The sequence below is a fragment of the Pseudoroseicyclus sp. H15 genome (assembly GCF_054353345.1).
In genome coordinates this window covers 36,200-51,082 of record NZ_JBTHJE010000009.1, presented here as the reverse complement: position 1 = coordinate 51,082, position 14,883 = coordinate 36,200, and the positions used below count along the sequence as shown (strand labels likewise).

At 66.2% G+C, this 14,883-nt stretch carries 14 protein-coding genes; 12 read left to right on the top strand and 2 right to left on the bottom strand.

The genetic code is table 11. The features are described from left to right. The first annotated feature begins 159 nt into the window (after nt 1-159). The 11 genes from recF to ACXN5S_RS18985 all read left to right on the top strand — a co-directional run bounded on the left by recF (nt 160) and on the right by ACXN5S_RS18985 (nt 12,955). Nucleotides 160-1,245: a DNA replication/repair protein RecF gene (gene recF, locus ACXN5S_RS19035; RefSeq protein WP_458607066.1), complete on the top strand. Its 1,086-nt coding sequence runs from the start codon at nt 160-162 to the stop codon at nt 1,243-1,245. Next, nucleotides 1,229-1,759, top strand: coding sequence for a GNAT family N-acetyltransferase (locus ACXN5S_RS19030; RefSeq protein ID WP_458607065.1), 531 nt, complete (start codon nt 1,229-1,231; stop codon nt 1,757-1,759). The genes recF and ACXN5S_RS19030 overlap by 17 nt, the downstream gene beginning before the upstream one ends. A gap of 60 nt (nt 1,760-1,819) precedes the next feature. Next, the gene (locus ACXN5S_RS19025; protein WP_458607064.1) at nt 1,820-2,257 is read left to right on the top strand and encodes a VOC family protein; all 438 of its coding nucleotides are present in this window, start codon (nt 1,820-1,822) and stop codon (nt 2,255-2,257) included. A 1-nt stretch (nt 2,258) separates the two neighbouring features. Next, nucleotides 2,259-2,879, top strand: a complete 621-nt coding sequence (locus tag ACXN5S_RS19020; RefSeq protein WP_458607063.1) for a LysE family translocator — start codon at nt 2,259-2,261, stop codon at nt 2,877-2,879. 92 nt (nt 2,880-2,971) lie between these two features. Continuing rightward, nucleotides 2,972-5,386, top strand: a complete 2,415-nt coding sequence (gene gyrB / locus ACXN5S_RS19015) for a DNA topoisomerase (ATP-hydrolyzing) subunit B (protein ID WP_458607062.1) — start codon at nt 2,972-2,974, stop codon at nt 5,384-5,386. Nucleotides 5,387-5,659: 273 nt separating this feature from the next. After that, entirely contained in the window at nt 5,660-6,688 is a 1,029-nt protein-coding gene (locus ACXN5S_RS19010) for a LacI family DNA-binding transcriptional regulator (protein ID WP_458607061.1), read from the top strand. 28 nt (nt 6,689-6,716) lie between these two features. Next, nucleotides 6,717-8,027, top strand: coding sequence for an ABC transporter substrate-binding protein (locus tag ACXN5S_RS19005; RefSeq protein ID WP_458607060.1), 1,311 nt, complete (start codon nt 6,717-6,719; stop codon nt 8,025-8,027). An 80-nt stretch (nt 8,028-8,107) separates the two neighbouring features. Continuing rightward, the gene (locus tag ACXN5S_RS19000) at nt 8,108-8,959 is read left to right on the top strand and encodes a carbohydrate ABC transporter permease (RefSeq protein ID WP_458607059.1); all 852 of its coding nucleotides are present in this window, start codon (nt 8,108-8,110) and stop codon (nt 8,957-8,959) included. Continuing rightward, the gene (locus ACXN5S_RS18995) at nt 8,956-9,783 is read left to right on the top strand and encodes a carbohydrate ABC transporter permease (RefSeq protein WP_458607058.1); all 828 of its coding nucleotides are present in this window, start codon (nt 8,956-8,958) and stop codon (nt 9,781-9,783) included. The genes ACXN5S_RS19000 and ACXN5S_RS18995 overlap by 4 nt, the downstream gene beginning before the upstream one ends. A gap of 20 nt (nt 9,784-9,803) precedes the next feature. After that, a complete protein-coding gene (locus ACXN5S_RS18990) occupies nt 9,804-11,897 on the top strand; it encodes an ADP-ribosylglycohydrolase family protein (protein ID WP_458607057.1) in 2,094 nt (697 codons plus the stop codon). Then, nucleotides 11,897-12,955, top strand: a complete 1,059-nt coding sequence (locus ACXN5S_RS18985) for an ABC transporter ATP-binding protein (RefSeq protein ID WP_458607056.1) — start codon at nt 11,897-11,899, stop codon at nt 12,953-12,955. The genes ACXN5S_RS18990 and ACXN5S_RS18985 overlap by 1 nt, the downstream gene beginning before the upstream one ends. An 18-nt stretch (nt 12,956-12,973) precedes the next feature. Here the strand turns inward: ACXN5S_RS18985 and ACXN5S_RS18980 are convergent, their stop codons facing one another. Beyond that, nucleotides 12,974-13,465, bottom strand: coding sequence for a GFA family protein (locus ACXN5S_RS18980; protein ID WP_458607055.1), 492 nt, complete (start codon nt 13,463-13,465; stop codon nt 12,974-12,976). Between the two features lie 129 nt (nt 13,466-13,594). On the opposite strand from ACXN5S_RS18980, the gene ACXN5S_RS18975 reads away from it, so the two are divergent. Beyond that, nucleotides 13,595-14,200: a LolA family protein gene (locus tag ACXN5S_RS18975; protein ID WP_458607054.1), complete on the top strand. Its 606-nt coding sequence runs from the start codon at nt 13,595-13,597 to the stop codon at nt 14,198-14,200. 60 nt (nt 14,201-14,260) lie between these two features. On the opposite strand, the gene ACXN5S_RS18970 is transcribed toward ACXN5S_RS18975, so the two are convergent. Then, on the bottom strand, nt 14,261-14,845 hold the full coding sequence (locus ACXN5S_RS18970; protein WP_458607053.1) for a transglycosylase SLT domain-containing protein: 585 nt from the start codon (nt 14,843-14,845) through the stop codon (nt 14,261-14,263). Nucleotides 14,846-14,883 lie beyond the last annotated feature (38 nt).

Genomic DNA, 14,883 nt, shown 5'->3' with positions numbered 1-14,883 from the left:
CCAATCCCCACCGAGCGCGGCCCAAAACCCGCCCCCCCATCTTTGCTCCAAGAAAATCCTCGGGGGGGCTGCCGCAGGCAGCGGGGGCAGACAGCCCCCTCCACCGTCTGCCATCCAGGCCTTTCCATTTCCTCCGCGCCCCCGGATAGTCCCGCCCCGATGCCGCATCTCGCCTCCCTCACCCTCTCGCATTTCCGCTCCTGGCGTCGGGCGCGGCTGGCGTTCGACGGGCGGATCGTGGCGATCCATGGGGCGAACGGCGCCGGAAAGACCAATCTGATCGAGGCGATCTCGCTGCTCTCGCCCGGCCGGGGCCTGCGGCGCGGCGCGGCGGAAGAGTACATCCGGCGCCCCGAGGCGCTGGGCTGGAAGATCGCGGCGGAGCTCGGCAGCGGGCAGGAGCTGGAGACGTCCGCCGAGCCCGGCCAGAGCCGCACCGTGCGCATCGGCGGCAAGGCCGCGCCGCAGGTGGCGCTGGCAGGCGAGCTGCGCCTCCTCTGGCTGGTGCCGAGCATGGACAGGCTGTTCATCGAGGGCGCCGAGGGCCGGCGGCGTTTCGTCGACCGCGCGGCGATGAGCTTCGATGCCTCCCATGCCGAGGCGACGCTCAGCTACGACAAGGCGATGCGCGAGCGGAACCGGCTTCTGAAGGACATGGTGCGCGATGACCATTGGTATGAGGCGCTGGAGGGCCGCATGGCCGAGGCCGGCGCCCGCATACAGGCGGGGCGGCAGCATGCCATTTCGGCGCTTATGGTGGCGCAGAACGCGGCCGAGACAGCCTTTCCCGCCGCGACGCTTGCGCTGACCCATCCCGAGACGGGGCCGCAAGGGTCCGGCGAGGGGCTGCGGGCGCTCTATGCTGAGGGGCGCCGCCGCGACATGGCCGCCGGCCGCACGCTCGACGGGCCGCATCGCGGCGATCTCTCCGCCATCTGGGCCGAGAAGGGCATGCCGGCCGCCGATTGCTCCACCGGCGAGCAAAAGGCGCTGCTGATCTCGCTGATCCTTGCCAATGCCCGCGCCCTGGCCGCCGATGGCACGCCGCCGCTTCTGCTGCTCGACGAGGTCGCCGCCCATCTCGACGCCGCCCGCCGCGCCGCGCTCTACGATGAGATCCACGCCCTTGGCGCCCAGGCCTTTCTCACAGGCACCGGCCCCGAGCTCTTCGCCGAGCTCGGGGGCCGCGCCGAACAGTTGCGCGTGACGGAAGAGGAGGGCGAAAGCCATGCCCATCGAGATTGACCGCATCGAAGAGCTGCGCCTCACACCGGCGCAGGAGGGCGAGATCCACAGCCTCATCGCCACGGCGTGGGACGATTACGAGGGCCGCAGCTTCTACAAGCAGCGCGGCCATCTGCGCCTCTGCGCCCGTTCCGCTGAGCGGCTCGTCGGCCATCTGGCGCTCGGTCTGCGGGCCGTCCGGCTGGGCGCAGAGCTGGTGGATGTCGCCACCATCGGCGAGGTCGTCACTCATCCGAGCGCGCGCGGGCAGGGCATCGCCTCCACCCTTCTCGCCCATGCGATCGAGGAGGCCCGCGCCTCCCCCGCCCGCTTCCTGCTGCTCTTCGGCGATGCCGCGCTCTACAAGGCCGCCGGGTTCCGCCCCGTGGTGCAGAACCTCAAGCTCCTCGGGCTGGACGGCGCCCGCTCCTACGGCATGGTGCACCAGCGCGCCGATGACATGATGGTGCTGCCGCTCGGCGATGACCCCTGGGATGAGGACAAGCCGCTCGACCTGATGGGCGGCACGTTCTGAGGCAATCGACAAGCGCCGCGCTTCTGCCTAGCACGAAGGGCGAATGGCAGGAGGCCCCGGATGAATCCGCAGCGGATCAACCTCATCACCCTCGGCGTGGCCGATCTCGGCCGCGCGGAAGATTTCTACGCCTCGCTGGGGTGGGAGCCGCATCCCCGCTCGGGCGGCGACATGATCCTCTACCAGCTGAACGGTCTGGCCCTCGCGCTTTTCCACATCAGTGATCTCGCCGCCGATCAGGCCCGGCCAGACGCGCGGCTCGGGGCCGGGGCGATGACCCTGTCGCAGAACTTCCACTCCGAGGCGGAGGTCGACGAGGCCTTCGAGCTGGCCATCGAGGCGGGGGCCGAGACGCTCAAGGCCCCGGTGAAGGCCGAATGGGGCGGCTATTCCGGCTACTGGGCCGATCCCGACGGGCATGTCTGGGAGATGGCCTACAACCCGTTCTGGTCGCTCCAGCCGGATGGCTCGCTCAAACTGCCGGAGCCCGGCTTCTGAGATGAGCATCACGCCCGCCGAGCTCGGCCTCTACGCCTTCGCCATCCTGCTGCTGTTCCTCACCCCCGGCCCCGTCTGGGTGGCGCTGCTGGCGCGGGCGCTGTCGGGCGGCTTCTCGGCGGCCTGGCCGCTGGCGGTGGGCGTCACGCTCGGCGACATCCTGTGGCCGCTGCTGGCGATCCTCGGCGTCTCCTGGGTGCTGTCGGTCTATGGCGACTTCCTGCACGCGCTGCGCATCGTCGCCTCGTTGATCTTCCTCACCATGGGCGTGATGATTATCCGCCATGCCGGCCAGCCACTCGGCGCCAATTCGCGGCTCACCCGGCCCGGGCGCTGGGCCGGATTTGCCGCCGGGGTGGCGGTGATCATCGGCAATCCCAAGGCGATCCTCTTCTACATAGGCATCCTGCCCGGCTTCTTCGACGTGGGCTCGCTCACCTGGCCGGATGTGGCCGCGATCTGCGTCGTAAGCTTCACCATTCCGCTGATCGGCAACCTCTGCCTCGCCGTCTTCATCGACCGCGCGCGCCGGCTTTTGACCTCGCCGCGGGCACTGGTTACGACCAACCGTGTGGCCGGCGGGCTGCTCATCCTGGTTGGGTTGATTCTGCCGTTCATCTGATCGTGTCTGGCCCTACGAAATATGGGGCCCAAGGCGTGACAACACCCTGAAAAACGCCTATATTTTGCGTCTGGGCAGACAGGATAATTTACATGGCAGACCCCGCAGAAAACTTGCCGGAGTACGGCGCCGATTCGATCAAGGTTCTCAGGGGCTTGGATGCGGTCCGCAAGCGCCCCGGCATGTATATCGGCGACACGGACGACGGCTCGGGCCTGCATCACATGGTCTACGAAGTCGTCGATAACGGCATCGACGAGGCGCTGGCCGGCCATGCGGACTATGTGCATGTCAAAATACATGCCGACAATTCGGTTTCGGTGCGCGACAACGGCCGCGGCATCCCCACGGATATCCACACCGAAGAGGGCGTCTCTGCCGCCGAGGTCATCATGACCCAGCTGCATGCTGGCGGTAAGTTCGACCAGAATTCCTACAAGGTCTCCGGCGGTCTGCACGGCGTCGGCGTCTCGGTCGTCAACGCCCTCTCCGACTGGCTGGAGCTGACGATCTGGCGCGCCGGCAAGATCCATTTCGCCCGGTTCGAGGGCGGCTTCACGGTCGAACCTTTGCGCGTGATCGGCGACAGCGAAGGCGAGACGGGCTCCGAGATCCGCTTCCTCGCCTCGACCAACACCTTCTCAAACCTCGAATATTCCTTCGAGACGCTGGAGAAGCGCCTGCGCGAGCTCGCTTTCCTCAATTCCGGCGTGCAAATCATCCTTGAAGATGAACGCCCGGCCGTGCCCCTGCGCACCGAGTTCAACTACGAGGGCGGCGTGCGCGAATTCGTGCGCTATCTCGACCGGTCCAAGTCTCCGCTGATGCCCGACCCCATCCATGTGGAGGGCGAGAATAATGGCATCACCGTCGAGGTCGCGATGTGGTGGAACGACAGCTACCACGAGACAGTGCTGCCATTTACCAACAACATTCCGCAGCGCGATGGCGGCACGCATATGGCGGGCTTCCGTGGTGCGCTGACGCGGGCGATCACCAAGTATGTCTCCGAAAGTGGTATCGCGAAGAAGGAGAAGGTCACCATCAGCGGCGATGACGCTCGCGAGGGGCTGACCTGCGTGCTCTCGGTCAAGGTGCCTGACCCGAAGTTCTCCAGCCAGACGAAGGACAAGCTCGTCTCGTCCGAGGTGCGCCCGGCCGTGGAGAGCCTTGTCTACGAAAAACTCGGCGAGTGGTTCGAGGAGAACCCGGCCATCGCCAAGTCGATCATAACCAAGATCGTCGAGGCTGCCGCCGCCCGTGAGGCGGCCCGCAAGGCCCGCGAGATTCGCCGCAAATCGGCGATGGACGTGAACTATAACGCCTCGAAGCTGAAGGATTGCTCGGAGAAGGACCCGAGCAAGACCGAAGTCTTCCTCGTCGAGGGTGACAGCGCCGGCGGCTCGGCCCAGACGGGCCGCGACCGGCGCACGCAAGCGGTGCTGCCGCTGCGCGGCAAGATCCTCAACGTCGAGCGCGCGCGCTTCGACCGGATGCTCTCCAGCCAGGAGATCGGCAACCTCGTCATGGCGCTCGGCACCGGTATCGGGCGCGACGAGTTCAACATCGACAAGCTGCGCTACCACAAGATCGTCATCATGACCGACGCCGATGTCGACGGCGCCCACATCCGCACGCTGCTGCTGACGTTCTTCTTCCGCCAGATGCCGGAACTGGTGGAGGGCGGTTACCTCTACATCGCGCAGCCGCCGCTCTACAAAGTCGCGCGCGGCAAGTCCGAGGTGTACCTCAAGGATCAGGCGGCGCTCGACGATTATCTCATCCAGCAGGGCGTCGACGGGGCCGTGCTGCGGCTCTCCGACGGCAGCGAGATCGCGGGGCAAGACCTTGCCCGCGTGGTCGATGAGGCCCGCCAGCTCCGCCGCGTTCTTGATGCCTTCCCCACGCATTACCAGCGCCACATTCTGGAACAGGCCGCCATTGCCGGGGCCTTCGTGCCCGGCGCGGTAGATGCCGATCTGCAGGGCGTGGCCGACAAGGTCGCCGCCCGGCTCGACCTGATCGCGCTGGAATATGAGAAGGGCTGGCAGGGCCGCATCACGCAGGACAAGGGTATACGCCTCAGCCGCATCCTGCGCGGCGTGGAAGAGCTGCGCACGCTCGACGGCCCCATGCTGCGTTCGGGCGAGGCGCGCCGCACCGGCAGCTTCACCGAGAGCCTGCAGGAGGTCTACAACCAGCCGGCGACGCTGGTGCGCAAGGATCGCAACCAGTTGATCTACGGCCCCCTCGGCCTGCTCGACGCCATCCTCGAAGAGGGCCAGCGCGGCCTGACGCTGCAGCGCTACAAGGGCCTCGGCGAGATGAACCCCGACCAGCTGTGGGAAACCACGCTCGACCCCGGCGCGCGGACGCTGCTGCAGGTGCGCGTCGACGACGCCACCGAGGCAGACGATCTGTTCACCAAGCTGATGGGCGACGTGGTGGAGCCGCGCCGCGAGTTCATCCAGCAAAACGCACTTAGCGTGGAGCATCTCGACTTCTGAGGTGACCTAGCGGGTGGCGCCACGTTGGCCCGGGCGGACCGGCGAGCTGCGCCGCTGGTGTGAGGGCGACAGCCTTAAAAGAGCCCGGCCGATCGGTCGGGCTCTTTTGCTGTCGCACATCCTCCCTGGTGGAATAGCGCGTCTCCCGGCTTGCCGGCCGCTTCAAACTGTAACCCCGGCGCCGCTTAGCTCGCCAATCCAACGCCTAATCAGTGCATGATCGCTCATCAATACGTATTGACAGCGCATCGATACGTATTGAATGGTGTCCGTATGAACACTTCTCCGCGGATCACCCAGCGGGACGTCGCCCTCAGGGCGGGTGTGTCCCAGGCTACCGTCTCTACCTACCTGAGCGGGCAGGGGGGCGTGGTTGCCGAGGAGACGGCGCGCCGGATCGAGACCGCGATTGCCGAGCTGAATTACGTGCCCAACCGGTTTGCGCGGGCCCTGCGGACGCAGCGGAGCATGGTCATCGCCTGCGTCGTTCCCGACATCACCAACCCCTTCTACCCGGCGATCTTCGCCGGCGCGCAGGGGGTGCTTGGGTCGGACTACGACCTTGTGGCGATCAACACCGGTGGCCGGCCCGAGGCTGAGATGGCCGTCATCGCGGCGGCCGAGCAGGGGCGTTATGACGGGCTGCTCGGCGTGTTCTTCACCCGCGGCGCCGCCGACTTCGCGGCAGCCGTCGGCGCGGGTGTTGCCGTGACGCGGATAGAGGCGCGCACCAAGGCGGGCGGCGAGCTGCCCATCGACGATGTCTACGTCGATAACCGCCGTGCGGCGCGGGACATGACGGCGTCGCTGCTCGATCTGGGCCATGAGCGGATCGAAATGATCTCTGCGCTCGGCGGGCCCGAAGCGGTTCGTGTCGACGGATACCGCGAGGCGATGACGCAGGCGGGCCGGGAGACCATCGTTCGCAAAGCCTCGGCCTATACGCCCGAGGCGGGCGCCGAGGTCGTGCAATCCATGATTTCGGCTGGCGATCTCCCGACAGCCATCCTCGCTGCGAACGATCTCATGGCCATCGGCGCCCTGCGCGCCCTGAGCGAAGCCGGCCTTTCAGTGCCCGATGACGTTTCGGTCGCGGGCTTCGACGACATCATGCCGGCGGCGCTTGCCGTGCCGCAGCTGACGACCGTCGCGCTCCATCAGAACGACCTCGGGGCCCGTGCCGCCAAGCTGCTGCTTCAGCGGCTCTCAGGCGAGGCCACCGGCCCCGGCCGTGTGGAGGAGATGCCATACGACATTCGGTTGAGGGCCTCGACCGGCCCGAAGCGGAGCGCGCCGCGATAACGCGCAAACGACAGTGGAGGATGATTCGATGACCAAACGACAGACAACGCTCTATGCGCTCGGCGCGGCGTTCCTGACATCGCTCGCAAGCCAGGCTGCAGCCGAAGACGTCATCTGGTGGTATGAGCAGGCGACGCCCGACCAGCAGCAGCTCATGACCGACCTGATCGAGACGCCGTTCGCCGAGGCGAACCCCGACGTCAATCTCGTCATCGATTTCCGCGGCAACGAGCTCGACAAGCAGCTGCGTGTCGCCATGCTCTCGGGCAGCGGGCCCGATGTCGTCTACACGCCCGGGCCGTCTTACGTGGCGCCGATGGCGCAGGCCGGGCAGCTGCTGCCGCTCGACGATTATGCCGAGCAATACGGCTGGAACGACCGCATCCTGCCGGTCTTCCTGGAGATGGGCCGCTATGACGGCACGCTCTACGCCCTGCCCAAGACCTACGAGACGCTCGGCCTCTACTACAACGCCTCGCTACTCGAAGAGCACGGCTGGGAGGTTCCCACCGACATCGCCTCGCTGGAGGAACTCGCCGCCGCGATGATGGCGGAGGACATTATCCCCTTCGGCGCCGGCAATTCCGATTGGCGCGGCGCCAACGAATGGTTCGTCTCGCTCGCTCTCAATGCCGTCGCCGGGCCCGAGAAGGTCTACCAGGCGCTGACCGGCGAGATCCCCTGGACCGATCAGGCCTTCGTCGATGCCATCGACGCGCTCGACGGCTGGTGGGATGCCGGCTACTTCGGCCCGGATTACTTCTCGATCAACAGCGGCGAGCAATCTGCCGAGATGCTGGCGAACGGCACGGCCGGCATGATGCCCTCGGGCACCTGGGCCTTCCAGAACGTCGCGATCTACTTCGCCGAAAGCGGTGCGGAGCCCGGCTTCACCGGCTTCCCCTCGGCAACCGGCGCGCCTGTCTTCCCTCTCGGGGTCGGCTCGACCTTCTCCATCGCGCAGACGTCGCAAGACCCTGACGATGCGGCGAAGGTGATCGATTTCATCTTCTCGCCGGAGTTCTACGGCCCGATGAACTCGGCCTGGCAGGGGGAGTGGAACATCCCGCTCGCCGACCTCTCCGAAGTGGAAATGGCCCCCGACGTGCTGCCGATCTTCACCGATGCGATGGCGACGCTCGCCTCGGCGGTCGACGAGGGCAATTACGGCTACACCACCTGGACCTTCCTGCCGCCGGCCACCGATAGCCTGCTGATCAACGGCATCGAGGAGGTCTGGCTCGATCGGACCACGACCGAAGAGTTCCTCGCCGAGCTGAACGATCAGTTCCAGCAGGAAATGGAAGAGGGCAAGGTCCCGGCGATCCCCGCCCGCTGACCGCCCTCTGACGGGCGCCGCCGGCCGGGCCCCTGACCGGTTGGCGGCGCATCGCCCGCACACGCAGATCGAGGATTCCAATGCACCGCCTCTACGTGGTCCCCACGCTCGTCATCAACGTCGTCATCATCGCCATTCCGGCCTTGCTGACGCTCGCGCTGGCGTTCTTCCGCTGGGACGGTATCTCCAGCCCCGTCTTCGTCGGCTTCGGGAATTTCGCCAATCTCTGGGAGGACCGGGTCTTCTGGACCGCGCTGACCAACAATCTCATCTGGACATTGATCTTTCTGACCGTGCCCGTGGCGATGGGCCTGCTCGCGGCGACCATGATGCTGGTCGTTCGCCGGGGCTCGTCGTTCTTTCAGGTCATCTATTTCCTGCCCGTCATCATCGCGACGGCGATCACGGCGCGGATCTGGCAGGGCATGATCTACTCGCCCGTCACCGGCATCAACGGCCTGCTCGACCGCTATGGCGTGGAACTGGCCAACCCCCTCACCCAGACGGCCACGTCGCTCTACGGCATCGCCGTTGTCGACCTGTGGCACTGGTGGGGCTTTCTCTGCGTGATCTTCTTCGCCGCGCTCCGCCAGGTGCCGGCCGAGCAGGTCGAGGCGGCGCGGGTTGAAGGCGCCAAATTCTGGCAGGTGCTGCGCTACGTGCTGCTGCCGGGGATCATGCCGACCATCCGGCTGATGCTCATCATGACCGTGATCTGGTCGTTCCTGGTGTTCGACTTCGTCTACATCCTCACGCAGGGCGGCCCGGCCTATTCCTCCGAGGTGCTCTCGACCCTCGCCTATCGCTCCGCCTTCTACGACCTCGCCGTCGGCAAGGCGGCCGCCGTCTCTATCGTGATCAGCCTGTTCGGCCTTTGCGCGACGGCCTTCTACATCCGCGCCCAGGCGCGTGAGTTCGAGGATCAGTCATGACCGAGAGCCGCCTCACCCGAACCATCGTCTACATCGCGCTCGGCATCCTGCTGTTCATCACGCTCTTTCCGATCGCCCTGATGGTGCTGAACTCGCTGAAGCCGTCGACCCAGATCGTGGCCAACCCGCTGGCCCTGCCAGAGACCATCCGCTGGGACAATTTCACCCGGGCCTGGGAGGATGCGCGCTTTGCCCGCACGCTGACCAACTCGCTGGTGCTGACCGGGCTGACCATCCTGCTCGTCTGCACGACCGGCTCGCTCACCGCCTATGTGCTGGCGCGGCGCAAGATCAAGGCGTGGAAAGTCGTCACCTTCTACCTGCTGGCCACGACAACGGCGCCGATCCAGCTGTTCCTATTCCCGCTCTATTTCGGCTTCGCGCGGCTGGGGCTGATCAACAACCCCATCGCGGTGGCGTTCGTGTACACCGCGATCTACTCGCCCTTCGCGATCATGCTGCTGCGCACCTATTTCATCGCGGTGCCGAAAGAGCTGGAAGAGGCCGCGCTGGTTGACGGGGCCACACCCTGGCAGGTGTTCCGCCGCGTCTACCTGCCCATCGTCAGCCCCGGCATTCTCACCGTCGCGCTCATCATCGGGCTTTATTCCTGGAACGAGTTCCTCATCGCCACGACCTTCCTGCAGGGCCGTGACCGGCTGACCGCCGTCGTCTCGTTCTTCCAGCTCTCCGGCCAGTACTCCTCGGATTGGGGAGAGATCATGGCCGCCGCTCTCATCATCGTCCTTCCCGTCGTCGTCCTCTTCGTGGCGCTCCAGCGCCGCTTCATCGAAGGCATGGCCGGCGGCTCGGTGAAGGGCTGACCTACCCTTAGGAGACTTTCATGACCCTGCCGCCCGACCACCTCGACCGCGTCTATGCCGGCGTTCTGGGCAAGCTCATCGGCGTCTATCTCGGCCGACCGTTCGAGAACTGGCGTTATGAGCGCATCATGCGCGAGCTCGGCCCGATCCAGTACTATGTGCACGACCGGCTCGGCGACCCGCTGGTCGTCACCGACGACGATGTCGGGGGCACCTTCACCTTTCCCCGCGCGCTCGACGATCACCGACTGTCTGCCGATCTCACCGCCGAGGAGATCGGCGAGACCTGGCGCAACTACATCGTCGAGGAACGGGCGATTCTGTGGTGGGGAGGCGCAGGCAACTCCACCGAGCACACAGCCTGGCTGAACCTCGACCGCGGCATCAAGGCGCCGGCCTCCGGCTCCATCGAGACCAACGGTTCGACGGTGGCCGAGCAGATCGGCGCGCAGATCTTCATCGACGGCTGGGCGCTGGTCTCGCCGGGCGACCCGGCGCAGGCTGCCAAGCTGGCCCGGGCCGCCGGTTCCGTCAGCCATGACGGTGAGAGCGTGAATGCCGCCGTGCTCTGGGCCGCGATGGAAGCAGAGGCCTTCAACTCGCGCGATGTCGACCACCTGCTCGACACGGGGCTGAAATACATCCCCGCGGACAGCCTGATCGCCAAGCTTGTGGCGGATGTGCGCGGCTGGGTCGCCAATTCCAACGAGGATTGGGAGGCGACGCGCGAGAAGATCGAGGCGGATTACGGCTACCAGCACTACCCCGGCAATTGCCACGTCGTGCCGAACCACGGGCTGATGATCATGGCGCTGCTCCATGCGCCCGATGATTTCCAGCGCGGCCAGATGATCGTGAACACCTCTGGCTGGGACACCGATTGCAACGCCGGCAACCTCGGCTGCCTGCACGGGATCATGCTTGGGCTCGACGGGCTGGACGCCGGGCCGGATTGGCGCGGGCCCATCGCCGACCGGCTGCTGATTTCCACCGCCGACGGCGGCAATTCCATCACCGATGCCGTGCGCATTGCCCGCTGGCTCACCAATCTCGGCCGGGGCCTGAAGGGTGAGCCGCCGCTGGCCCCCGCGAAAGACGGCGCGCGCTTTCATTTCTCGCTGCCCGGCTCGGTGCAGGGCTTCCGCGCTCAGGCGGGCCAAACCGCGACCCCCGGCCTTTGCGTCAGCGGAACGGGCGAGGCGCTGGCGCTCGACCTCGATGCGCTGGCCCCGGGGCAGGAGGCGGCGGCAACCACGCCCGTCTTCGCCCCGCCCGAGGTGAAGCAGATGCGAACCTACGACCTTCTCGCCTCGCCGCTGGTCTATCCCGGCCAGCGCCTGACGGCGCGGGTTGTCGGCGACAAGAGCCTGAAGGGCGCCGTCGAGGCGCGGCTTCGCATGCGTCACTACGATGGCTCGGATAGCATCGTCGATCTCGACGGGCCCGAGGCCATGCCTCTGCGCGCCGGCGAGAGCGTTGACCTCAGCTGGGTGCTGCCCGACCTGGGCGGTCAGCCTATCGCCGAGGTGGGCATCGTGCTCACCGCCGTGTCGGGGCGCGCCACCGGGCGCGTACTGCTCGACCGGATGGATTGGGAGGGCGCGCCGGATGTCACCTTCCGCCGGCCCGAGGGCGGTGGCGACTTCTGGTGGCGGGCCTGGGTGAACGGGGCGAGCTTCTTCTCGAAGCACTTCCTGCAGGACATGCGGATCAGCCAGGCGCGGGGTCGCGGCATGATCCTGCAAGGCACCGCGGATTGGGAGGACATCCGCATCGAGGCCGACATGATGTGGCACCTCGGCTCGGATGCCGGCCTCGTCTTCCGCGCGGGCGGCCTGCGCCGGCACTACGCGGCCCGGCTGACGCGGGGCGGCGCGCTTCAGCTCATCCGGCGACGCGACGACGAGGAGGTCATCCTCGCCGAAACAGCCTGCCCGGTGGAGTTCGAAACCCCCTTCACCCTCTCCGTGACGATGAAGGGCCCGGACCTCTCGGTCCGGCTCGGCGAGTGCGAGCTGAGCGCAAGCGACGACACCTATTCCTGCGGCGCGATGGGGCTGTCCGTCTCCGAGGGCGCCCTGTCCGCAACGCGCATCCATGTGGGAGCAGCCTGATGGCATCGGTCACCATTCAAGCGGTCGAAAAAGACTACGGCGCGATGAAGGTCATGCACGGCGTCGACGTTGATATTGAAGACGGCGAATTCGTTGTGCTCGTCGGCCCCTCAGGCTGCGGCAAGTCGACCCTGCTGCGGATGATCGCGGGCCTCGAGCAGATCTCGGGCGGGACGATTCGCATTGGCGACAAGGTGGTGAACACCTCGCCGCCCGGCGAGCGGAACGTTTCGATGGTGTTTCAGAACTACGCGCTCTACCCGCATATGACCGTGGCCGAGAACATGGCCTTCCCGCTCACCCTCGCCGGTGCCCCGAAGGCCGAAAAGGATGAAAAGGTGCGCCGCGCGGCCGAGATTCTCGACATCACGCCGCTGCTGGACCGCAAGCCACGCGCCCTCTCGGGCGGTCAGCGCCAGCGTGTCGCGATGGGCCGGTCGATCGTGCGCAATCCGGCTGTCTTCCTGTTCGACGAGCCGCTCTCGAACCTTGATGCCAAGCTGCGGGTTCAGATGCGATCCGAGATCAAGGCGCTGCACCGCCGGCTGGGCACCACGATGGTCTACGTCACCCATGATCAGGTCGAGGCGATGACGATGGCCGACCGGATCGTCGTGCTGCAGGCCGGGCGAATCGAGCAGGTGGGCGCGCCGCTCGACCTTTACGACAACCCGGCCAACGCCTTCGTCGCCGGATTCATCGGCTCGCCCTCGATGAACTTCATCCCCGCCACCGTCACCAACGGCGCGCTGCGCCTCGGCGGCGGGCAGAGCGTGCCGGTCCCTGCGGCCTCGAGCCTTGCGGAGGGCGCGAAAGTGCTGATCGGCAAGCGCCCGGAAGAGATCGAGATCGTCCCCGAGGGCATCCCGGCCCGGGTCGACAATATCGATCCGACCGGTTCCGAGAGCGTGATCGACCTCAATGTGAACGATCAGCTCGTGACTTTGGTGCTGCGGGAGCGGGCAACTTTCGGGGTTGGCGATACGATCCATATCGGTCTCGCCAGCGGCGCCACGCATCTGTTCGATGCCGAAACGGGGCAGCGGCTCGCCTCGTAGTGCAGCGGGGCGCGGCTGCTAGGTGAAGCGCCCCGCCAGACCGGCCCAGGTTATGCGGCCGATCATGCTGAGCGAATACTTGCGATGGCTGGGCACATCGCTCAGCGGTGGATGGTCGAGGAAACCTGTCTGGATCCGCATCTCCAGCGGCGGCGGCGATTGCAGCCGCGGCATCACCGCTGATATCCAGAACGGCCCCTTGTCGAAACCGAGAAACAGAAAGCTGTTGCAGCAGGTCGTCACCACCCGGTAGCTCGGCGAGCCCTTCCTCAGACGCCAGCGTTCGAGCTTGCCCTCGCCCTTCACCACCCGCGCCTTGCGGGCGTGGTAGAGCGCGAGCGGCGTGGTGCCGTCGGCATCGCGAAAGGCGGGGGCGCCGGGCCGCGCCTCCAGCACCTCGCCCGCGGCCTGGCAATCGTCGCAGCCGCAGGCGGCGGTGAGGATGGGCGGGCCCTGCACCTCCACCTCGACGGCCCCGCAGCCGCAGATGATCTTGTTGCTCTGTGCCATGGTCGCTCCTGCTGCTGGCCGGGCCTTTCCGCCAAGGGATACCACAGCACTGTTATTGGTTATCGTTTTGCTTTCGATACAGCTCGGCCCATATCGGAGCGAACCGCCTCTGCCTGCAAGGACAACGACATGGACAAGACCCGCCGGACCCTGATGATGGCCCCCCTCGCCCTGGCCCTGCTGCCCGGGGCCGCCTTCGCCCAGCAGCTTTCGCTGGGCGAGATCTCATCCTATCTCAACGCCCTGCAAACCGCGCAGGGCGGCTTCACGCAGATCAATGCCGACGGCACGATCTCTACCGGTACGATCTACATTAAGCGGCCGGGCCGTGTGCGCTTCGAATACGATCCGCCCGAGCAGTCGCTGGTGATGGCCGGCGGCGGCGCCGTGGCGATCTTCGACGCGCGGTCGAACCAGAACCCCGAGCGCTATCCGCTCAGCCAGACACCGCTGTCGATCATCCTCGCCGCGAATGTCGATTTCACCCGCGCCAACATGGTGACCGGCCATACCAGCGACGGCACCACAACGACGGTCACGGCGCAGGACCCCGAGCATCCCGATTACGGCTCGATCCAGATGGTCTATTCGTCGAACCCGGTCGAGCTGCGCCAGTGGATCGTCACCGACAATGCCGGCGAGCAGACCACGGTGATCCTCAACAACCTGCAATCGGGCGGCGCCATCAGCGACGTTCTGTTCAACATCCGCCGCGAGACGGACAACTGGAACTAGGCGTCGGAGCCCATGCACAAGAAAGGGCGGCCCCAGCGGGCCGCCCTTTTTGCTGGCGGGTCAGATGCGCCGGCAGGCCAGAAGCTGGGCGTTGTACATCAGCGCCCGCGTCTCCAGCTCGCCCGAGATGCGCATCAGCCATGATTTCGACCGGTGAGAGCCGCGCGAATAGCCGCCGCGCCCCTCGTGATAGGCGAGGTACTGGTTGCGCGTATCGTTCAGCGGGATGCCGAGCTCACGGAAGGTCTGGTTCATGTACCAGCCCATGAAGTCGGTCGCGTCGCGGATATCATCGCGCCGGCTGCGGAAGCCGCCCTCGAGGCGCTGGTATTCTTCCCAGGTGCCGTCGAGCGCCTGCGAATACCCGTAGGCGGAACTTTGCCGCCCGACCGGGATGATCCCCAGCGCATATTGGTGCGGGGTGCGGGCGTTCCCGATGAATTTGCTCTCCTGATAGATGATGGCCATCTGGACAGCGATGGGCACGCCCCATTCGCGTTCTGCCGCCCGGAAGGCGCGCAGATAGTCGGGATGTTGCTGCACGATTGAACATGCATCGTCGAGTTCTCTCGGGGCTTCGTAGTTGCGGCTACCGCATGCGGAAACCAGCACCAAAAGCACCAAGGCGCGTAAAAGTCTGCTCATCTGCCTCTCGCTCTTTTCGGCGAATGGTGTTTTTTAGC